Source organism: Streptomyces sp. NPDC006012, assembly GCF_042871185.1.
GTDB lineage: Bacteria > Actinomycetota > Actinomycetes > Streptomycetales > Streptomycetaceae > Streptomyces.
Map to the genome: position 1 here is coordinate 165,598 of NZ_JBIAIE010000010.1, position 20,726 is coordinate 186,323.

Annotated in this window: 17 protein-coding genes; 11 read left to right on the top strand and 6 right to left on the bottom strand. The window is 73.9% G+C overall.

What is annotated here, in order from left to right; all coding sequences use genetic code 11:
* The first annotated feature begins 59 nt into the window (after positions 1 to 59).
* From ACFYPJ_RS19925 to ACFYPJ_RS19955, 7 genes are all read left to right on the top strand, one after another.
* Positions 60 to 1,172, top strand: coding sequence for an ADP-ribosylglycohydrolase family protein (locus ACFYPJ_RS19925; protein WP_389018547.1), 1,113 nt, complete (start codon positions 60 to 62; stop codon positions 1,170 to 1,172).
* Positions 1,169 to 2,494: an ADP-ribosylglycohydrolase family protein gene (locus tag ACFYPJ_RS19930; protein WP_389018550.1), complete on the top strand. Its 1,326-nt coding sequence runs from the start codon at positions 1,169 to 1,171 to the stop codon at positions 2,492 to 2,494. Before ACFYPJ_RS19925 ends, ACFYPJ_RS19930 begins: the two co-directional genes overlap by 4 nt.
* A complete protein-coding gene (locus ACFYPJ_RS19935) occupies positions 2,491 to 3,639 on the top strand; it encodes an ADP-ribosylglycohydrolase family protein (protein WP_389018552.1) in 1,149 nt (382 codons plus the stop codon). The genes ACFYPJ_RS19930 and ACFYPJ_RS19935 overlap by 4 nt, the downstream gene beginning before the upstream one ends.
* Positions 3,636 to 5,066: an ADP-ribosylglycohydrolase family protein gene (locus ACFYPJ_RS19940; RefSeq protein WP_389018555.1), complete on the top strand. Its 1,431-nt coding sequence runs from the start codon at positions 3,636 to 3,638 to the stop codon at positions 5,064 to 5,066. Before ACFYPJ_RS19935 ends, ACFYPJ_RS19940 begins: the two co-directional genes overlap by 4 nt.
* Positions 5,063 to 5,542, top strand: coding sequence for a PfkB family carbohydrate kinase (locus tag ACFYPJ_RS19945; protein ID WP_389018557.1), 480 nt, complete (start codon positions 5,063 to 5,065; stop codon positions 5,540 to 5,542). The genes ACFYPJ_RS19940 and ACFYPJ_RS19945 overlap by 4 nt, the downstream gene beginning before the upstream one ends.
* Positions 5,543 to 5,631: 89 nt before the next feature.
* Positions 5,632 to 6,972, top strand: coding sequence for a CaiB/BaiF CoA transferase family protein (locus ACFYPJ_RS19950; protein WP_389018560.1), 1,341 nt, complete (start codon positions 5,632 to 5,634; stop codon positions 6,970 to 6,972).
* On the top strand, positions 6,969 to 7,868 hold the full coding sequence (locus tag ACFYPJ_RS19955) for an HpcH/HpaI aldolase/citrate lyase family protein (RefSeq protein WP_389018562.1): 900 nt from the start codon (positions 6,969 to 6,971) through the stop codon (positions 7,866 to 7,868). The genes ACFYPJ_RS19950 and ACFYPJ_RS19955 overlap by 4 nt, the downstream gene beginning before the upstream one ends.
* A gap of 131 nt (positions 7,869 to 7,999) precedes the next feature.
* On the opposite strand, the gene ACFYPJ_RS19960 is transcribed toward ACFYPJ_RS19955, so the two are convergent.
* Positions 8,000 to 8,926 carry a LysR family transcriptional regulator gene (locus ACFYPJ_RS19960; protein WP_389018565.1) on the bottom strand — a complete coding sequence of 309 codons (927 nt, stop codon included), beginning with the start codon at positions 8,924 to 8,926 and terminating at the stop codon, positions 8,000 to 8,002.
* Between the two features lie 132 nt (positions 8,927 to 9,058).
* On the opposite strand from ACFYPJ_RS19960, the gene ACFYPJ_RS19965 reads away from it, so the two are divergent.
* Positions 9,059 to 10,303 carry an MFS transporter gene (locus tag ACFYPJ_RS19965; RefSeq protein ID WP_389018568.1) on the top strand — a complete coding sequence of 415 codons (1,245 nt, stop codon included), beginning with the start codon at positions 9,059 to 9,061 and terminating at the stop codon, positions 10,301 to 10,303.
* A 151-nt stretch (positions 10,304 to 10,454) separates the two neighbouring features.
* Here the strand turns inward: ACFYPJ_RS19965 and ACFYPJ_RS19970 are convergent, their stop codons facing one another.
* From ACFYPJ_RS19970 to ACFYPJ_RS19980, 3 genes are read right to left on the bottom strand one after another with little or no spacing between them, the layout of a single operon-like run.
* Entirely contained in the window at positions 10,455 to 11,000 is a 546-nt protein-coding gene (locus ACFYPJ_RS19970; RefSeq protein WP_389018571.1) for a hypothetical protein, read from the bottom strand.
* Positions 10,997 to 11,887: a hypothetical protein gene (locus ACFYPJ_RS19975; RefSeq protein ID WP_389018574.1), complete on the bottom strand. Its 891-nt coding sequence runs from the start codon at positions 11,885 to 11,887 to the stop codon at positions 10,997 to 10,999. Before ACFYPJ_RS19975 ends, ACFYPJ_RS19970 begins: the two co-directional genes overlap by 4 nt.
* Positions 11,884 to 12,252: a hypothetical protein gene (locus tag ACFYPJ_RS19980; RefSeq protein ID WP_389018576.1), complete on the bottom strand. Its 369-nt coding sequence runs from the start codon at positions 12,250 to 12,252 to the stop codon at positions 11,884 to 11,886. Before ACFYPJ_RS19980 ends, ACFYPJ_RS19975 begins: the two co-directional genes overlap by 4 nt.
* A 23-nt stretch (positions 12,253 to 12,275) precedes the next feature.
* On the opposite strand from ACFYPJ_RS19980, the gene ACFYPJ_RS19985 reads away from it, so the two are divergent.
* The gene (locus ACFYPJ_RS19985) at positions 12,276 to 15,152 is read left to right on the top strand and encodes a CHAT domain-containing protein (protein ID WP_389018578.1); all 2,877 of its coding nucleotides are present in this window, start codon (positions 12,276 to 12,278) and stop codon (positions 15,150 to 15,152) included.
* 59 nt (positions 15,153 to 15,211) lie between these two features.
* A complete protein-coding gene (locus ACFYPJ_RS19990) occupies positions 15,212 to 16,363 on the top strand; it encodes a tetratricopeptide repeat protein (RefSeq protein ID WP_389018580.1) in 1,152 nt (383 codons plus the stop codon).
* Between the two features lie 73 nt (positions 16,364 to 16,436).
* Here ACFYPJ_RS19990 and ACFYPJ_RS19995 read toward each other — a convergent pair whose 3' ends face one another.
* A complete protein-coding gene (locus ACFYPJ_RS19995; RefSeq protein WP_389018583.1) occupies positions 16,437 to 17,072 on the bottom strand; it encodes a ScbR family autoregulator-binding transcription factor in 636 nt (211 codons plus the stop codon).
* A 457-nt stretch (positions 17,073 to 17,529) separates the two neighbouring features.
* The gene (locus tag ACFYPJ_RS20000) at positions 17,530 to 18,702 is read right to left on the bottom strand and encodes an MFS transporter (protein ID WP_389018724.1); all 1,173 of its coding nucleotides are present in this window, start codon (positions 18,700 to 18,702) and stop codon (positions 17,530 to 17,532) included.
* 455 nt (positions 18,703 to 19,157) lie between these two features.
* Between ACFYPJ_RS20000 and ACFYPJ_RS20005 the strand changes: the two genes are divergently transcribed.
* Positions 19,158 to 20,534 carry a glycosyltransferase 87 family protein gene (locus ACFYPJ_RS20005; RefSeq protein ID WP_389018586.1) on the top strand — a complete coding sequence of 459 codons (1,377 nt, stop codon included), beginning with the start codon at positions 19,158 to 19,160 and terminating at the stop codon, positions 20,532 to 20,534.
* The last annotated feature ends 192 nt before the right edge of the window (positions 20,535 to 20,726 follow it).

The window sequence follows — 20,726 nt, forward strand, 5'->3', positions numbered from 1 at the left end:
GCCCGGACCCACCGACACCGCACGCACCGCACAGCACCACCGAACGAGAACGGCACGACATGAGCGCACCCCCCACGTCCCCCACGCGGCCCGGATCCCGCCTCGGACCGCCCCTGGCACCGCCGCCCGGCGGCACACCGCTGCCGGCGCCGGAACCGGGCAGCGTGCGGGACCGCGCCCGCGGTGCGCTCACCGGGCTCGCCATCGGCGACGCCCTCGGAGCACCCGCGGAGAACATGAAGCCCTCCCAGATCAGGGAGCGCTGGGGCCGTATCGAGGACTTCGTCACGGCCGACCCCGCGGGCACGGACGACACGGAGTACGCGATCCTGTCCGGGCTGCTGCTCGCCCGCTACGGCTCCGCGCTCACCGTCGCCGACGTCGAGGCCGCCTGGCACTTCTGGATCGCCGACCGCAACGAGGGGCCGTTCCGCGGAGCGGGCTTCAGCGAGCGCGGCACGCTGGAGAACCTGCGCAGGGGCCTCGCCGCCCCCATCACGGCGCAGCACCGGCACGCCTGGAGCGACGGCCTCGCCATGCGCGCGGCCCCGTTCGGGGTGTTCGCGGCCGGCCGGCCCGCCGAAGCCGCACTGCTCGTCGCCGTCGACGGCACCGTCAGCCACGAGGGCGAGGGCATCTACGGAGGTCAGGCCGTCGCGGCGGGCGTGGCGTCCGCCATGGGCGGCGGGGACTGCTCGGCCGTGATCAACGCGGCGCTCTCGGTGGTGCCCGAGGACTCCTGGACGGCCCGCTCGCTGCGCCGCGCGGTGACGGCGGCACGGCTGGCCCGCGAGGACACCTCGCTGACCCGTCTGGACCGGGAGCGCGCCCTGCGATCGTCGGTGGTCATCGGCGGTTATCCCTGGACCGACCTGGCACCGGAGGCCGTCGGGCTGGCGTTCGGCGCGTTCACGCTGGCCTGCGGCGACTTCACGGAAGCCGTGCTGTGCGCGGTCAACATGGGCCGCGACGCGGACACCACGGCCGCCGTCGCCGGCGCCCTCGCGGGCGCGCTCGGCGGCCACGCGGCGCTCCCCGAGCGCTGGACGTCCGCGATCCGTCCCGCGCGCGGCAGCTGTCTGCCGCCGATGGCGGGATACCACGTCCGCGACATCGCGGACCTGCTGTCGCCCCCCGAGGCGTCCGGCCATGCCGAGCGGGTGGCGTCATGACCATGGGAGCCCGACGACCCGTACCGGACCCCCGCTCGGGGGGCCAGAACACGCGCGGCCAGAAGGCGCGCGGCGCCCGGACCGCCGCGGCCACGACCGCGCAGGACCCGGCCCGCCGGACCGCCGGCACCGGTGCCGCGCCCCGCACGGCCGAGAACGCCGACTTCCGGCTGCCCGAACGCGACCGCGTCGAAGGCATGCTGATCGGACTCGCCGCGGGCGACGCGGCCGGCTGGCCCGCTGCCCGCCACCGGGCCGCCCGGATGCCGGAATGGACCCGCCGCCTCACCCGTGAACTCGACACCTTCGCCGAGCAGAACGCCACCACCACGCTGCCGGTGCCGATCGCGCTCAACCAGCCGTCCCAGCCGCTGCGGCTCGGCCCGTCCGACGACGCCGAATGGGCCGCCTTCACCGCCCAGGCCGTGATCGCCGCGCACGCCACGCAGCGCAGCGACCTGAGCCCGGACCGCCGGGTGCGCTCCGCGGTCGACCTGGCGTGGACGGCACTCGCGTCGGAGATCTCCACGGCCGCCGCCCGTGCCCCCGAGGTCGAATCCGCGGTGATCACCCTCCGCGCCCGTATCTCCGTGCGCGCCGGTCTCGGCAATCTCGCCACCGGCCTGCGCCCGCCGGCGACCGGCCACGACAACCCGCACTTCTTCGACGACGCGGCCTGTGTCCGCGCCTGCGTACTGGCCGTCGTCCACCCCGGTGACCCGTCGGCCGCCGCCGACCTCGCCGAGTTCGACGCCCACTACACGCAGGACGGCGACGGCGTGCACGGCGCCCGCGCGATGGCGGCGGCCGTCTCGCTCGCCCTCGTGGGCGCCCCGGCCGAAGAGTGCGTCGAAGCCGCCCGCAAGCAACTCCCGGAAGGCTCGGAGATCGCCCGCAACGCGGCGCACGCCCTGTCGCTGGTGCGCAGCTACGACCGGGACACGCCCGGCCGGGCCTTCGGCCTGATCCCGCTCCTGGAACACCAGATCATCGACCACGTCTACAGCTACGGCATCGCCGCCGCCGAGACGGTGCCCACCGCACTCGCTCTCGTCCTCGCCTCGGACGGCGCCGTGCACGAGGCGGTGCCGGCAGCCGCCTGCCTCTCCAGGGTCGCCGACTCCGCGCCCGCCCTCGCCGGAGCCCTCGCCGGGGCCATCGGCGGCGGCGCCGCGCTGCCCGCGTCCTGGCGTGACACCTGCGGGACGCTCGTCGGCTGCGCCCTGCCCCGCTTCGCCGGCTGCGACCTCACCGACCTCGCCACCCGGCTCGCCACCCGCGAGCCCGCGCCCACCGCCACGGAAGGACCTGAAGCCCGATGAAACCCACACTTGAGGACCGCGTCACCGGCTGCCTGGTCGGAGCGGCGGTAGGCGACGCCCTGGGCGGCCCCGTGGAGGGCTGGACCCCGGAGCAGATCTCGGAGCGGCACGGCGGCCGGGTGCGGGGCATCGTGGGCCCGTTCCACGGCGACGACTGGCGCACGGCCCGGCCGATCGCGCCGTACCACAAGGGCGACGGGCACGTCACCGACGACACCCTGATGACGCACGCGCTGATACGGGTCTACTCGACCGTGCGGGACCACCTCGACGCCTACAGCGTGGCGGACCACCTGGTGCCCGACCTGATCGGCATCCCCCGCTGGATCCCCGAACTGGAAGCCGAGGCGCTGCCGCTGCAGCGGATCTTCCTCGCCGAGAAGTGGATCGTCGCCCGCCTGCACTACGGGCACGTCGACCCGCGCGAGGCGGGGGTGGGGAACATCGTCAACTGCGGTGCCGCGATGTACATGGCACCCGTCGGCATCGTCAACGCGGGCCATCCGGACGCCGCCTACCGCGAGGCACTTGAGGTGGCCGCACCGCACCAGTCCTCCTACGGACGGGAAGCCGCCGGGGTGTTCGCCGCGGCCGTGTCCGCCGCGTTCATTCCGGGCGCGACCCCGTCGAGCGTGATCGGCGAGGCACTGCGGCTCGCCAAGGACGGCACGCGGGCCGCGATCGAAGCGGTCTGCGAACGGGCCGCCGGTTACGACGACTGGGAGGCCGCGCTCACCCCGCTCCGGGAGGCCGTCACCCCCTTCGACACGGTCGGCCCCCACTACCGGCAGCCCTCCCTCGGCGCCCGGCGCCCCTCGCGGCTGCACAGCGTCGAGGAACTGCCGGTGGCGCTCGGCATGCTGCTCGTCGGGGGCGGCGCGTTCGAGCCGGCGGTGCTCGGCTCGGTGAACTACGGCCGCGACTGCGACTCGATCGCCACCATGAGCGGCGCCATCGCGGGCGCGCTGGGCGGCGGCACGGCCGTCCCGGCCCGGTGGAGCGACGAGGTGAGCCGCGCCAGTCGCCTCGACCTGCACGGCCCCGCCGCCGAACTCGCCGCCGTCACCCGCGAGGTGTTCGCGAAGGACACCGAACGCCGCCGTACCCACGAGGCCGCCTTCACCGAACTGGCCGGTGCACGGTGACCGCGCTGCGCCTCACCTGGGTCCAGCCGGAGGACCTCGTCGGCCACGAACTGCGGCAGGCCGCCGAGGACGGGCGCGACGCGCTCGACGTACGGCGGCGGTGGCTGGCGGCGGGCGGCCACCTCGCGCCCGAGCGGGCCGGTGCCTCGCCGGGCCCCGGCGACCCGGCGCTGCGGGCCCTCGCCGGTGACCTGCTGGACGAACTCGCCGCGCTGGAGCGCCCGTCGGCCGCCGACGAACCGACCGGCCTGGCGGCGATCCATGCCGCCGCACCGGGGCCGGCCCGGGCTCCGGCCGTCCAGGCCGCGGGCGCCGAGGACGTCGCGCTGCGGCTGGAGGCGGGCTGGCTCGGCCGGGCCGCCGGCTGCCTGCTCGGCAAACCGGTGGAGAAGCTGCCGCTCGACGGCATCCGTGCCATTGCCCGTTCCACCGGTGACTGGCCGCTGAGCACCTGGTTCACCGAACGGGGCCTCGCCCCTGACGTCGCCGCACGCTACCCGTGGAACCGGCGCAGCCGCCCCACCTCGCTCGCCGAGAACATCGACGGGATGCCCGAGGACGACGACCTGAACTACCCCTTGCTCGGCCTGCTCGCGCTGGAACGGTTCGGGCACGGCTTCACCACGGCGGACATCGCCCAGCTGTGGCTCGACGAGCTGCCGGCCGGCCGGACGTTCACCGCCGAACGCGTCGCCTACCGCAATCTCCTGGACGGGATCGAACCGCCCTGCACGGCGACGACGCGCAATCCGTTCCGGGAGTGGATCGGCGCGCTGATCCGCGCGGACGTCTTCGGCTGGACCCACCCGGGCGACCCGTCGGCCGCCGCCGACGAGGCCTGGCGGGACGCCGTCCTCACCCACACCGGCAACGGCGTGTACGGCGCGATGTTCGCCGCGGCCGTCATCGCGCGGGCCGCGGGCGGCGGAGCGGACGTGCACCAGTGCCTCGCCGCCGGCCTGTCCGTGGTGCCCGCGCGCTCCCGGCTCGCCGCCGCCGTACGGTTCGGCATCGACAGCGCCCGCGCCGAACCCACCGGCACCCCCGAGGGGTTCGCCGGAGTCGTCGACACCCTGCACGGTGCCTACGGGGACCACCACTGGGTGCACGTCCTGCCCAACGTGGCGCTGCTGGCCGCCGCGCTCACCCACGCCGACGGCGACTTCAGCGGGTCCATCTGCCGGGTCGTCTCGGGCGGCTGGGACACCGACTCGAACGGGGCCACGGCCGGATCGGTGGCCGGACTGCTGACGGGGTCTCCCGGCGTGCTGCCCGGCCGGTGGACCGGACCGCTGAAGAACAGGCTGGCCACGACCGTCGCCGGGCTCGACGGCATCGGCTTCGACGAGTTGGCACGGCGCACCGCGGCCGTCGTCGAGCCGCCCGCTCCGGCAGCCGGGCGACGCGAGCAGGAGGGCACCGCATGACCGTGGCGCCCCGCGAGAGGATCGCGGTCCTCGGCAGCACCGACACGCACGTCGCCGCCTGCACCCGTGTCGCACCCGCCCGCGGTGAGACCGTCGCGGGGGAGTCGTTCCGTACGGTCGCGGACAGCAGGGGCGCCCACCAGGCCGTCGCCGCGGCACGGTCCGGCGGCGACGCGACGACGCTCGGCGCCGTCGGGGACGACGACTTCGGGCCGCGGCTGCACGCCGCCCTGGACGGCGCCCGGGCCGCCGCGCGGCTGAGGGCGCCGGCCCACCGGACGGCCACGGCGGACATCACCGCGGCGGGGGACACCGTCGTGGGCGCTCCGGCCGTCGCACTCGGCGAGGGGCGGCCCGTCGCCGGCGCCCTCGCCCGGGCGACCCCCGCGTGCGCGCTGTCGGTCCGGCGGCCGGGCGCCTCGTCCTCCCCGCCGGACCGCGCCGCCGCCGACCGGGTCGCGCCGAGCCCGCCCTGACCGCACGCGGCGCCGTCCGCCGCCGTCCGCCGTACACCTGCCTGCCGCACCCCGCGTGCCCGGCCGGCCGAGGAAGCCGAGGTACCACCATGCACGACGCACCACCCGACCGCTCCAGTTCCGGCACCGCGCCCGGCACAGCCGCCGACCCCGGCGCCGCATCCGGAGCCACGGCGGAGCCGGGACCCCGCACCGACGACGCCATAGCCCAGACCTCCGCCCGCCGGCCGTCCCCGGGCGGAGGCCCCGGCCCGCTGGCCGGACTGCGCGTCCTCGACCTCGCGACGCTGTTCGCCGGACCGATCGCCGCGACCCTGCTCGGGGACTTCGGCGCCGACGTCATCAAGGTCGAGCACCCGCGACGGCCCGACCCGTCCCGCGGCCACGGCCCCGCCAAGAACGGGGTGGGCCTGTGGTGGAAGCACCTGGGCCGCAACAAGCGGAACATGACCCTGGACCTGTCCACCCCGGGCGGCCGGGACGTCCTGCTCCGGCTCGTCGCGGACGCCGACGTGGTCATCGAGAACTTCCGCCCCGGCACCCTGGAGAAGTGGGGCCTCGGCTGGCCGGAGCTGTCGGCGGCGAACCCGCGGCTCGTGCTCGCCCGCGTCACCGGATTCGGCCAGTTCGGCCCGTACGCCCGCCGCCCCGGGTTCGGCACGCTCGCCGAGGCGATGAGCGGCTTCGCGGCCACCACGGGCGAACCCGACGGGCCGCCGACCCTGCCGCCGTTCGGGCTCGCCGACTCGGTCTCCGCGCTGGCCACCGCGTACGCGGTGATGACGGCGCTGGCCGCACGCGCGCACACCGGCACCGGACAGATCGTCGACCTGGCGATCATCGAACCGATGCTGGCGATGCTCGGACCGCAACTGCTCTGGTACGACCAACTCGGCTATGTACAGCCGAGGACCGGCAACCGGTCCGTCAACAACGCGCCCCGCAACACCTACCGCACGGCCGACGGCAAGTGGCTCGCGGTGTCCTCGTCGGCCCAGTCGGTGGCGGAGCGGGTGATGAAACTCGTCGGGCACCCGGAGTACGTGTCCGAGCCGTGGTTCGCCACCGGGACGGGCCGCGCGCAGCACGCCGACGAGATCGACGCCGCCGTCGGCGCCTGGATCGCACGCCACGACCGGGACGAGGTGGTCGCCGCGTTCGAGGAGGCGCAGGCGGCGGTGGCACCCATCTACGACGTGCGGGACGTGCTGGCCGACCCGCAGTTCGAGGCGCTGGGCACCGTCGCCCGCGTCGACGACGCCGAACTGGGGCCGATCAAGATGCAGAACGTTCTGTTCCGGCTGTCGTCGACGCCGGGTGCCATCCGCTGGCCGGGCCGCCCGCACGGCGCGGACACCGACAGCATCCTCGCCGAACTGGGCTTGACCGGGGCGGAACGGGACGCCCTGCGCGAGGAGGAGGTCCTATGAGCGCCGCCACCTCCGCCGCGGTCGGCACGGATGCCGCCGAACTGTCGGAAGCCTTCCTGACCTGGCTCTACGTGCCGGGCGACCGGCCCGAAGTGGTGCAGAAGGCCCTGCGGTCCGGTGCGGACGTGGTGGTGGTCGACCTGGAGGACGCCGTCGCGCCGGACCGCAAGGACCACGCGCGCGCGGCCACCGCGGAACTGCTGTCGGCCCCCCTGCCGGGCCCTGCGGCCGTCCATGTGCGGATCAACGCGCTGGACGGCCCGTGGGCCGCCGCGGACCTGGCGGCACTCGGGGCGCTGCCCGGCCTGGGCGGGCTGCGGCTGCCCAAGGTGACCTCGGCCGCGGACGTGCGGTCCGTCGTCGAGGCGCTCGCCGGTGGCGGCCCGGCCGGGCCGCCACCGCTGTACCCCTTGCTGGAGTCGGCGCTCGGTCTGGAGAACGCCTTCGCCGTGGCCGGCGCCCATCCCGCGGTCCGCGGGATCGCACTCGGCGAGGCCGATCTCCGCGCCGACCTCGGGATCACCGACGAGGAAGGGCTCTCCTGGCCGCGGGTGCGCGCCGTGGTCGCGGCGCGGGCAGCCGGTCTCGCGCCACCCGCGCAGTCCGTCTACCCGGACGTGCGCGACCTCGACGGACTGGCCGTGTCCTGCCGCCGGGGCCGCGCCCTCGGCCTGCTCGGCAGGGCGGCGATCCACCCGCGTCAGCTCCCGGTCATCGCGCGGGCGTTCATGCCGGGCGAAGCGGAGATCGCCGCGGCCCACGAGACGGTCGAAGCGGCGCGGGTGACGCCGGGGGCGACGGCCCTGCCGGACGGCCGCTTCGTGGACCCGGCGGTGGTGGCCTCGGCCCGGCGCGTCCTGGCTCTCGCGAACCGCCGGGGCACGGCCCGGACCTGAGGCCGGCCGCGGCGGACCGGGCGGCGGCGAGGGGCCGTGCGCCGGGTCGGCCGCGGCACCGCACCCATCACACCGCGGTACACCGACGCGCTCGCGGACCGGACCGCCGCGTGACGCGGCGGTCCGGTCCGCTATGCCCAGGCCGGTGTCCACGTCCCGGCCTCGGCGTGGCCGAACCGTCCGGAGCGGAAGTGGTCGCGCAGCGTGGCGAGGCCCGGGTGCGGGTTGTCGTGGTGCCATACCAGTGAGTGCGGGTAGACCGGCGTCGGGTCCCGCAGGGCGAGGCGCCGCAGGCCGTGGTCGGCGGGCCAGACCAGACGGGTCTGCTCCCCGACGAACGTCGCCAGCGACCGGGAGTCGGCGATGGTGTCCAGCAGGGGTTCGGTGCCGAAGTCGGGGCCGGTGATCTCGATGGTGAGTCCGAACGCGGCGGCCAGATCGTCGTAGTAGGCGGTCGATTCGGTTCCGGGAACGAGGCCGGGCATCCAGATCCGGTGCCCGACCAGGTCGGCGGGCCGGACCGCGCGGGCGGCGGCGAGTTCGTGGGAGGGCCCGGTGAGCAGTTGGAGGGGTTCGTCGAAGGCGCGGGTGGCCCCGATACCGTCCGGGAGCCGCTTTCCGGGCATGGTGACGGCACGGAAGGACGCGTCGATCGTGCCGGCGCGGATCGCGTCGACGGCCGCGTCGACATCGAAGAGGGTCACGACGTCCAGCTCGACCTCGGGGTGCGCGCGGCGGAAGTCCCCCAGCTGGGCGGCCGGGGCGAGCCGTCGGCCGATCACGTCGACGCGCAGCGCACGACGGCCGGGACGCACGGAGGCGACAGCCCGGTCCTCGGCCCGCAGGAGACCGCGGGCGTGCGGCAGGAACGCCTGCCCGTCGATGGTGAGCGTCGCGCCCCGCGCGGTGCGGGTGAAAAGCCGCACCCCGAGGACCTTCTCCAGGGTGGCGATGCGCTTGGAGACGGCCTGCTGGGTGACCGCCAGTTCGTCGGCGGCGTCCTGGAACCGCCCCGCGTCCGCGGCGGTCACGAAGGTGCGCACAGCATCGAGATCCACACCGGTCAGGCTATCGGTACAACGGATGGTTGTGCTTTCCTGCCGGGTCGGTTGTTTGATCCGGGCATCCGTCAGCACTTTGATGCCGTTGGTCAGAAGAGGCTGTTCCGAACGGCAAGGGTTGTGTGGGGCATGGCAAGCAGGCGGGCGCTGGGGAGGAGCTTCGGATGGCTGTGGGGGGCGTATGCCGTCAGCGCGTACGGCACGGGGTTCGGGTTCGGTGCGTTTCCCCTGATCGCGGTCCTCGTGCTGCACTCCGGGCCGACCGAGGTGTCGGCCCTGTCCGCCGCGGGGCGTGCGGTGGGAGCCCTGGTGGCGGTTCCGCTCGGCCCGTGGATGGAGTTCCGCCGTAAACGGCCGGTGATGATGGCCATGGACCTGACCCGGTTCGCGGCGTTGATGAGCGTCCCCGCCGCGTACCTGCTCGGCTGGCTCAGCTTCCCCCAACTCCTCGTCGTCTCCGTCGTCACCGCCGCGGCCGACATCGCCTTCAAGGCCGCCAGCGGCGCGTATCTGAAGGCGCTGGTGGCGCCCGCCGACCTCCTCGTCGCGAACGGCCGGTTCGAGTCCACGACGTGGAGCGCGACCGTGCTCGGACCCCCGCTCGGCGGTGCCGCGATCGGTCTGTTCGGCCCGGTGACGACCGTGGCCGCCGACGCCGTCAGCTATCTGCTCTCGGCGCTGGGCATCCGCGCCATCGGCGGGACGGAACAGCGCCCCTCGCGCACCGGCGCACAGCGGCCGCGTGCGGCCGAACTCCTCGAAGGATGGCGCTACATACTCACCCATTCCGCGCTGCGCCCGCTGTTCTTCAACACGATCGTCGTCAACGGTCTGATCATGGCGGCCGACCCGCTGCTCGCCGTACTCCTGGTCGGCCGCCTCGGGTTCGCCCCCTGGCAGTACGGTCTCGTGTTCGCGCTGCCCTGCGCCGGAGGTCTTCTCGGCGCGCGCCTCGCGCCACGGCTCGTGGCGCGTTTCGGACAGCACAGGGTGCTGCTCGTCACCGGAGTACTGCGCGGCTGCTGGCCCGTCGGGCTGGCGTTCGTCCGACCCGGCGTCCCCGGGATCCTGCTCGTCATCGGCGTCCAGTTCGCTGTGGTGACCTGCTTCGGCGTGTTCAACCCGCTGGTGGCCACCCACCGCCTCCACCACATCGCCTCCGACCGCGTCGCCCGCACCCTGACCGCGTGGTCGATCAGCAGCAGCGCCAGCATCGCGCTCCTGACCGCCGTGTGGGGCGTGCTGGCCGCCGCCACCAGCCCCCGCACGGCGATCGCCCTCGCGGGGGTCTTCCTCCTGGCGACCCCGCTGCTGTTCCAGCTCCGTGGGAAGGCGCCGTCGAACCCGGCGGAGCAGACCATGACCACCCCCTGACCGAGCGCGGCCCGTCCCTCTGCGGCCGCGTGGACTGCTGGTGCTCCCCGCGCCGCCGGGCCGGCTGACGGCGACGGTCCGAGGGCCCCGCGTCCGGACGGAGACCGCCGCCCGGCCTTCCTGCATCACGAACCCGCCGAGTGCACCCGGATCACGAACTGGCAGAGTGCACGTGCATCACGCGGACTCCGCGCCGCTGGAGTTCCTCGGCCGTGTAGTCCTGGCGCTGCCAGCTGCCGAGCGGCCCGCCCACAAGATCCTCGGCCTCGTCGCGCCGCAGGTCCCGGTACCTGACCTCGACCAGCGGCGGCTCGTAACCGGGCACCACGTCGAAGTCGTGCACCTCGCAGAACCTCTCGCCGATCACACCGGCGGCCGCGTAGTAGGTGAGCCACCGGGCGTGGTCCTCGAACCGGGTGGGGTGCACGCCGTGGCGGCGCAGCACCAGGTCGGCGACGATCGCCGTGACCTCGGGGCACTTGTTGGTGACCGAGGCGACGGGGTCGTTGTCCAGATCGCCCATGACGACGACCGGTCTCGGCGCGTTCCCGGGCCGGAAGACCCGTACGTGGTAGTCCGCATGGCCGTACCAGTGCGGCGACCTGTAGGGCAGTGCGTGCTGGTCGATCACCAGGACGGCCTGGTCGTCCAGGGTCGGCGAGTCGACGGGCCTGCGGCGGCGGGAGAAGAAGGTCATGTCCGTTTCCTCAGCAAGGTGGTGATCTCGGCGCCGACGTCCTCGGTGAGCGGGCCCGCGCAGGGGATGCCGAGGCTTTCCGCGAGCCCTCGGCCGTGCAGGTCGACGGCCGACTCGGCGAGTTCCGCGAACGCCGCGCCCGCCGCCCGCGCCCGCCACCAGGCGGTCACGGCCGTGACGACGCCGACGACCGCCGACGGCCACCACACGAGGCCGACGGCGAGATAGCCGACGGACCACGCCAGCAGCCGGGTCGCCGCGGCCAGACTGCCGCGGGCCGTGCCGATCTCGGCACGGACGTCCTCGGGCAGCGTCAGCCACAACCGTGGCCAGGCCGAGGTGAGGTCGAGCCGGTAGCTGTCCCAGACCCGGGTGTCCACCGCGGCGATCCGGTCGCCCAGCCAGAACGGGCGGGCCGGCGGCGCGAGGCTGATGCGGTTGCGCAGGGCGTTGAGCTCTCGGGCCCGCGCCGCGGCCGCCGCCGCCTCGGGCGTGCGCTCGGCCCGCGCCGCCGCCACCAGAGCGCGGTCGAACCGCTCCTGCGCGGCGTCCCAACGCCGCCGGCGCCGGGCGGTGAGCCGTCGCGGCCGGTCGCCGAGCCACAGCCGTTCCACCACGGCGCCCAGCGCGGTGACCGCCAGCCCGAGGCCCGTGGAGACGACGAGGACCCCCGCCAGGACGAGGACGAGCGTGCCACCGGTCCGCAGCGCCGGCTGTGCCGACAGTCGGTCGAGCCGGTCGAGCAGCAGGCCGGTGTCGTGCCAGCGCCGGTGCCCGAGCGACACCCCCGCCGCGATCACGCCCATCAGCAGCACGCTGGGGCCGAGCAGCAGGGCGAGCCACCGTTCGGCCAGTTTGCCGCCCAGCGCCTCCAGGAACCTGGTCACGACCCCAGCCTTGTGACGGCCATCGGCCGCCGGTGCACCAGGCACTCCACCGGCACCGCGCCCGGCGCCTCGATACGGGAGCAGCTGCCGCCGGGGCAGGTGAGGGCTTCGAGGACACGGTGCCCGTCGCCGGCGCCGAGCAGCCGCTCGTAGACACGGACCGGGCTCAGCCCCGCCGCGTATCCGGCCTGCAGCAGCAGTTCTTCCAGTTCGTCGAAGTCGTCGGCGAGTTCGAGGGGCGCGGTACCGCCGCGTACCCGGTCGGCGATCGACTCCGCACATGCCCGGATCTCCGGCGAGGTCCGCACCGCGTCGGCGCAGTCGGCCAAACGCTCGCACAGGATGGCGAGTTGGTCAGCGCTCATCGTAGTGAGGATAGCCTCGCACAGTGACCCCGACACCCTTCGACAGCGATATCGAGCACAGCCGGCGCCTGGCCGACGAGGGCTCGGTGAACGCCATGCTCGACCTGGCCATGAGCTTGCGCGACCGCCACCGGTACACGGGTGATCCGGCCGATCTGCTGGAGGGGATCGCCCTGCTGCGCACCGCCATCGCCCATGTGCCGGACCATCCGGTCGGGCACACGTTGCGGGCCAACCTCAGTGCCCTGCTGCTGGACCACTTCGAGTACTTCGGTGACGTGTCGGCGCTGCACGAGGCGATCGCCGGCTGCGACGCGGCGCTCCCGGAACTGGACGAGCAGGAGCGGCGGGTGGTGGCCACGATGCGGGCCGAGGCGCTGACCGTGCTGGCCGAGCACACCCGCGATGCGTCGTACATCGCCGAGGCCGTCGAGTCGGCGTCCCGGCTGCCACCCGTACCGGCGGTGCTGTTCGTCCTGGGCAGGGCCCTCTACCAGCGGTACACGCTGACCGACGACCACACCGCGCTCGTCGAGGCGGCCCGCGTCCTTGAGGAGAGCGTCCGGACGTCGCCCGCCGACGACCTCAACCACCTGCTGCGGGTCAACCTCCTCGGCGACGTGCTGCAGAGTTCCGCCGAACACACGGGTGACGAATCGGTGCGGGAGACCGCCATCGGCCACCTGCGGGCCGCGGTGGCGGGCGCCCCGAGCACATCGGCCCTGCTGCTCGACTTCAAGGTGGACCTCGCCGCCGCGCTGCGGGACCGCGGCCGGTACACCGGCGACCTCGCGGCCCTGCGGGAAGGCGTGGGCCTCCTGCACGAGGTGCTCGCGGCCACCCCGGCCGGCACCCGCTCATGGGGCAACCGGTGCGAGAACTACCTGATCGCCGTGCACGACCTGGTCGAACAGACCGACGACATCGAGCTGCTTGACCAGGCCGTGGAGACCGGCCGGGCCGCGCGCGGACGAGGCAGCAAGGACGCCACGATCCCACTGCTGCTCGGGCTGCTGCACCACGACCGGTTCCTGCGCACCCGGCTGCGCACCGACCTGACGCAGGCCGTCACCGAGTACACGCAGGTCGTCGAGTCGGTGCCGTACGGCGGGTCGGACCATGTGGCGGCGCTGGGCAACCTGGGCCGGCTCTGGCTCACCGACCACCGCTTCAGCGGCGACCCCGCGGCCCTGGGCCGGGCCGTGACGGCTCTGGGCAGCGTCGTCCGGGCGACCGCTCCCGGTACTCCGCGCCGCGGCGCGGCCCAGATCAACTACGGTGACGCCCTGTACGCCCGCTACGGGACGAGCCTGGACCCCGGCGTCCTCGCCGCGGCGGGGCAGGCATTCCACGAGGCGGCGCGGACGGAGGAGGCGCAGCCGATCGTACGGATCAGGGCCGCCCGCGCATGGGCCCGCACGGAGGCGGAGGCAGCGCACTGGCACCGGGCGCGGGACGCCTACGCGTTCGCGGTCGGCCTGCTTCCGCTGGTGGTCCCGCGGCGGCTGGCCCGCCTGGACCAGCAACGGATGCTGGAGGAGCTGAACGGCCTCGCCGCCGACGCGGCCGCCAGTGCCGTGTGGGCGAACGACCCGCAGACCGCGGTACGACTGCTGGAACTCGGCCGTGGCGTCCTGGGCGGGCAGGTGCTGCAGAGCCGCACCGATCTGACCCGGCTGCACGCCGCCGCACCGGAACTCGCCGATCGGTTGGGCGAGGCGTTCGACCGGCTGGCCCCGTCCGGGCATCTCCTGGGCGCGGCCGCCGACGAGCGGCACGGCCTGGACATCCGTCTGGGGCGGCTGCTCGGCGAGGCCCGCGCCCTGCCAGGATTCGAGGACTTCCTCGCGCCACCCGAGCTGACCGACCTGCTGGCCGCCACCGAGGACGGACCGGTCGTCCTCATCAACGTGAGCGCCTTGCGCAGCGACGCGCTGATCGTCGAACCCGCGGGCGTCACGACGGTCGAACTGCCGGGCGTGACACCGGACTCCGTGGCGCAGCAGGCCGACGCGTTCGGAACCGCACTCGCCGCGGCGACCCGGCCGGGACCCGGGGAGTCCGAGGCCCAGACCACCGTCACACGGGTGCTGGGCTGGCTGTGGGACGTCGTCGCCGAACCGGTGCTGAAGCGGCTCGGTCACACCGCCGCACCGTCCGGCACCCCGCCGCGGATCTGGTGGTCGCCGGTGGGCCAGCTCGCGTTGCTCCCGCTCCACGCGGCCGGCCGCTTCCCGGACGGTGCCACGGTCCTCGACCGGGCCGTCTCCGCCTACACCCCGACGCTGCGCGCCCTGCGGCACGCGCGGGACCGGTACGCACGGGCGGGCGACGACCTGGTGGTCGTGGCGATCGGCGACGCACCCGGCGCGAAGGCGCTGCGCAGCACGGAACGCGAGGCGGGCCAGATCGCCGCGCTGACTCCGGCGACGCGGCTGACCGGCCCGCAGGCGACGGTCGGCACGGTCCGTGCGGCGCTGGCCACGCACGCGTCGGCGCACTTCGCCTGCCACGCGGCGAACGACCCCGATGATCCGTCAGCCGGGCATCTGCTGCTGCACGACGGCTCGCTGTCGGTGCTCGACGTGTCGGCGCTGGACCTCTCCGGTGTCCGGCTCGCGGTGCTGTCGGCCTGCGAGACGTCCCTCGGCACCCACCGGATCCCGGACGAGGGGCTGCACCTGGTGTCGGCCTTCCAACTCGCCGGCTATCCGCAGGTCGTGGGCACGCTGTGGCAGGTCAACGACCACGTCGCCCGGCTGGTGGCGGTGGACCTGCACCAGGGGATCGCAGGGGGCGAGGACGTCGCGACGGTCCTGCACCACGCCGTCCGCCGCTGCCGGGATCGCTACCCGAGGACCCCGACGCTGTGGGCGGCGTACCTGTATTCCGGCCGATAAGGGCCACCTGAACGTCCAACCCATGGGCGCCGGTGCGGCATTTCGGCCATGCTGGTGAGGTGGCGTTCTGGGGCAAGAAGAAGACGAACAGGAATCAGCCCGAGATCACCGACCACTACGTCGGTGACTTCGGCAGTGCCGAGATCAAGGTGACGGAGCGGCGCGGCGACGTACCGCTGGTCGACATCAAGCTCTCGGTGACCGCAGAGTTCGCGTCCGGCCTGGAGTTCGAGCGCAAACGCGAAGAACTCGGCCTGGAGCACCCGGAGACACTGCACGCGCTGCACGTGCACGCGGTGGCCCTGGGCGGGCAGCCCGGCCGGCGCAACGACGCCGTCGAACTGCTCGACTGGCTGGTCGCCGCCCGCGCGAACGACGAGGAGAACAGACTTCTGGCGCTGAACGACCTCACCCGGCTCCTGCAGGAGGGCGGCCATCTCGCAGTCGCCGAACAGCGGTTGCGCCAGGCGCTGGCCGGGTGGGAGCGGCTGCGCGGCCAGGACGACGCGCAGACCCTGTCGATCGCGACGAACCTGGGCAACGTCCTGCTCGGCCTCGGGCGCGGGGAGGAGGCGGAGGGGCTGATGAGGGACACCGTCGCCCGCCGTACCCGCACCCTCGGTGCCACCCATCCGGACACGCTGAGCAGCAGGAACACCCTGGCGGGCGCACTGCGCGGCTCGCCCGACCGGCTCGCCGGGGCCGAGCGCATGTACCGGGCGATGCTGACCGACACTGTCGCCGACAGCGACCTGGCCCTGACCGTACGGCACAACCTCGCCGCCGTCCTCATCCACCAGGGCAGGCACACCGAGGCCCTGACGATGTACGGGGAACTGGTCGAGGTCCGCTCACGGCTGAAGGGCGACCGGGATCCGGACACCCTGACCGCCCGGCACAACTACGCGGTCGTCCTGAACCGGCTCGGCCGCGCCACCGAAGCCGAGGCGCTGATCGCCGAGGTGCTTGCGGGGTACCGGCGGGCGCACGGCCCCCGGCACGCCAAGACCCTCGGCGTGCAGGTCGACCTCGCGGCGATGAAGGCCAACCAGGGCCGCACCGCGGAGGCCGTGCCGCTGCTGCGCGACGCGATCGAGGGCTACCAGGGCACACACGGCCCCAATCACCCCCGCCTCCGCGAACTGACCAACATCCTCACGCAGTTGGGCGGCCAGGAGGCCGGGCCGGGGGACGCCGGCCGGTCACGGTGACCGGCGGCCACCGATCACGGCCGGTGGCTCGTCGGACGGTTGGGGCGCGCCGGGCTCCTGCTTCGCACAGCGGTCAGGTGTCGTAGGACAGGTCGAGTTCCGGTGACCCGGCCGGCCGGGCCTCGGCCGCGGCGTCCGGCGTCGCGATGCCGGGGAGGATCTGCTGCCACCAGCAGGCCAGCCGCTGATGGAGGTCACGACGGCCGCAGATGACGTGGGAGAGCATCTGGATGCCGGTGAAGCAGCCCACCACGCTGGCCGCCACATCCTCGGGAGTCATCTCCTCACGCAGTTCTCCGGCACCCTGGGCGCGCGCCAGATCGCGGGTGAAGGCGTGCAGCCACCAGTCGTACATGTCCGATTCGTCGGACTGGAAGGTCCCCTGCTCCACCGTGAGCCGGATGCTCGCCCGGAACAGGACGTCGGTGCGCAGCCGGTGGGCCAGCACATGCGTGAAGTCGATGACCTGTTGCAGCGGCGATTCGGACGGGCTGCGCACCTCGACCGGGATCTCGGTCTGCGCGGCCATGACGGTGTTCGCGATCTCCGCCTTCGACTTGAAGTGGAAGTACATGGCACCCTTGGTGATGCCGCTGCGCTCCTGGATCTCGTTGATGCTCGTGGCCGCGTAGCCGCGTTCGTCGAAGACTTCGGCCGCCCCCCTCAGCAGTCTCCGGCGCGTTGCGATCGCTCGTTCCTGTCGTGCCATCGTGGTGATTCCCTGTTCCCCCAGGACGTGTCGGCCTGATGACCGGTCAGGCCGATCGGCTAAAAACAAACCGTACGTTGGGTATTGTATGACCGGCTTGGCGAGCGCCGCTTGGGAAAGCCCCACAGAATCGCGGGGCGTCATCGTGCCGGGCGCCCCCGTTGACGCTTGGGCCGGACGGATGGGTTGGACCGGTCCGGGCACGTCCAGCGCCGTCACGACCGGCTTGTCGTGCGGCGGCGTCGGCCGGGGCACCGGGGACGATCAGGGGTGGCCTGCCCGAGCCGGTACGCCGGGTCCGAGTACAGGTGACTCTTTCACGTTCCACGTGCTCCAGCACAGTTGTGGTGCCTCCGACGGCCCCGTGCCCGTCAACGGGGGCCTGCGACAGACACAACGATGATGCCGGACACGGCAGACACTCGTTCCGGCCGCCGCACCGCCGCTGCCGTTCCCCTCAGGGCGCCACGGCGGGCCGGCGCCACAGGCCGACGCACACCCCGGAGACGACGAGGACCGCACACCCCGTGAACACCAGGCCGGCGTTCCGCACCCCCAGCGCCACCGCCAGGGCACCGACCCCGACCACGGGCACGGAGATCCCCACATAGGCGACCACGAAGAAGGCCGAGATGACGGCCCCTCGGCGGGCGTCCGGTGCCGCTGAGCCCACCTCGGTCAGGCCCGCACGGAAGGCCAGCCCCTGGCCCACGCCGCCGGTCGCGGCGCCCACGAGGAGCAACGGCAGCGACGCCAGCAGCAGCGAGGCTCCGACGAGCAGCAGACCCGCGACGAGCACCAGGCATCCCAACGGCTGTGCCCTGCGCGGTCCGACCCGTCCCATGAGCAACTGCCCCCCGGTGGAGGCGCAGAACACGGTGAAGACGACGGCGCCGACCCCCGCGAGATTGTGCTCGCCCAGCGTCCGGGCGAGAAAGTCCGGGGCGACCGCGGTGAACAGACCCAGCAGGGAGAAACCCGCGAAGGCCGCGAGCGCGCTCGGCATGAACACGCCGCGCACTTCGGGCGGGACCGTCATGCCCTGCGGCCGCAGCGGGGGCCGGGGACTGGTGCGGTGCACGGTCTCCGGGAGCAGGCAGGTGGCCGCGACAGCCGACGCCAGGAGGACCAGGTGGACGAGGAAGGGCAGCTTCAGTGGCCAGGGCGCGTACTCGGCGAGGACACCGGACACTAGAGGACCCAGTCCGAGGCCGCCCATGTTCGCGGCGGTCGCCGCGAACGCGGCGCGTGCGCGGCGCCCCGCCGGTGCCAGTTCCAGGACGGCAGCGGTGCCGGTGCCACTGAACAGACCGGCGGAGAAACCCGACAGGACCCGCCCGGTGAACAGCAGGGACAGACCGCCCTCGCACAGGAAGCACACCGCGCTGAGCGCGGACAGACCGAGCGCCCAGAACAGCATCGGGCGCCGTCCCAGCACGTCGGAGAAGTCCCCGGCGACCAGCAGCGCGGCGATGACCCCCACCGCGTAGACGGCGAACACCACCGTCACGATCAGCTCGGAGAACCCGATCTGCCGACGGTACAACTCGTACAGGGGCGTCGGCAGGGTGGTGCCCATCATCCCGACGGCGAAGACACCCGCGGCGGCGCCGTACCCCGGCCGACGCACCCGTCCACGCCGTCCGGTGTCGTGACTGGCCACATCTCACCGTAACCGCCCGGTACGGGATGGCACGCAAGGCCGGTGCCGGGCGTGTCAGGGCCCACCGCCCGCTGGGGCTGGGCCACCGGGACGCCGACTCGACCATGAGGTGCCGGCCGACCCCAAATCGTCGACTCCTCAAGGCTATTACGACGTAATGGGGGGCGGCGCGTCGCAGGCCGAGCACGGACGACTCCTCGCCGCCGTGACCGACGCGCACACGGCAGTGCCCGCTGCGCACGTGAGGAGCACGCCCCTCCCTCGACGAGTCCCGGCCCCCACCGTGACACGTACCGGCACGCCCGTGACACGTTCGAGTCCTCCCCTGACACGTACCGGTACGTCTTCGAGGCCACGGCTGGTTCCGGGGACACGGCGCGGCGAGTCCGGGCGGCGCGTCCGCGGCTGCCACTGTGGCGGGTGTGGGAGTACGCACGCTCTGTGCCACGACGCTTCTCGCCGCCCTCACGGCAGTCGTCGCCGGGACGGTCCGCATGGGCGGTGATCTGGGCCGGCCGACCGCGCTGCTGTACTGGTACGCCGCCGCCTGGGCACTGTTCGCCGGCGCGGCGTGGACCGTGCGCCGGGTGCCGGTGCGCACCGCCGTGACGCTGATTTTGGCCGGGGGGATCGCCCTGTGCGGGGCGGCGCTCTCCGCTCCGCCCCGCACCAGCGACGACATGTACCGCTATGCGTGGGACGGCACCGTACAGGCCACTGGGATCTCCCCGTACGCCTACCCGCCGGACGCGCCACAGCTCGCCCGACTGCGTGAACCGTGGATCTTCCCCGCCCGGACCGAGTGCCGTGCGTGGGACCTCCACCCGGTGCCGGGCGGGTGCACGCACATCAACAGGCCGTCCGCACGCACGATCTACCCGCCCGTGGCCGAAGGATGGTTCCTGCTGGTGCACGCCGTCTCCCCGGCAGGCGGGCGGCACAAGCCCCTGCAACTCGCCGGGGCACTGCTCGCCGTCGCCACGACGGCCGTACTGCTGCTGGTGCAGCGACGAACCCGTGGCGACATACGGCGGGTGGCACTGTGGGCCTGGTGTCCGGCGGTACCGTTCGCCGCGGTCAACGACGCCCACGTGGACACCCTCGGAGTGCTGCTCACGGTCGCCGCGCTCGGTACGGCGGTGGGAGTACGCCGTGGCGCGCTGCTCGGCGCGGCCGTCGCCGTCAAGCTGCTTCCCGTGCTCACCCTGCCGGGCGTGCTGTCGGGGGTGCTGGCGCCGGGCGTCACTCCCCGTGCCCGGCTGCGGAGAACGGCGGGCGTGCTGCTCGCGGCCGCCGGCGTCGTGGTGCTCGTCTATCTCCCCTACGTACTGACCTCCGGTACCGCGGTCCTGGGTTATCTCCCCGGCTATCTACGGGAGGAGGGTTACGACTCGGGCGATGTCGGCCGGTTCGCGTTGCTCCGGCTGGTGCTGCCGGACCAGTGGGCCGCCCCCGTCGCCGTCGCCCTGGTCGCGCTCAGCGCCTTCTACGTCCTGCGGCGGGGCGATCCACAGCGACCGTGGCACGGCTCGCTGCTGGTCACGGGCACCGCGATGCTGCTCACCTCGCCCGCCTACTACTGGTACGCGCTGCTCGTCGTGGCCCTCGTGGCCATGGGCGGACGGTGGGAATGGCTCACCGTCACCGCCGCGGGCACGGCGCTCTACATCGCGGACGCCCTGCAGTGGAATTGCGTCCAGGCCGCCGCGTACGGGTCGGCCGCCCTGACGGTGCTCGCCGGCGCACTCGTCCGCGCGCGGGCGCGCGGCGGCGGAGACCTGCGGCCGGCCGGCGCCTGAGGGAGGACCTCCGGCCGGCCCGGGCACCAGGGCCCTGCGGCCGGGCGGGCCGGAGGTGCCACGCCATGCACCAGAGCCCTGCGGCTGGGCCGGCCGCAGGCGCCGCACCCGTCAGCAGCAGGCCACCGTGCGGCGGCGTTCAGCCGCTCGGCTGACAGCGGACACCCGCATGCACGCCCGGCACGGCACCCC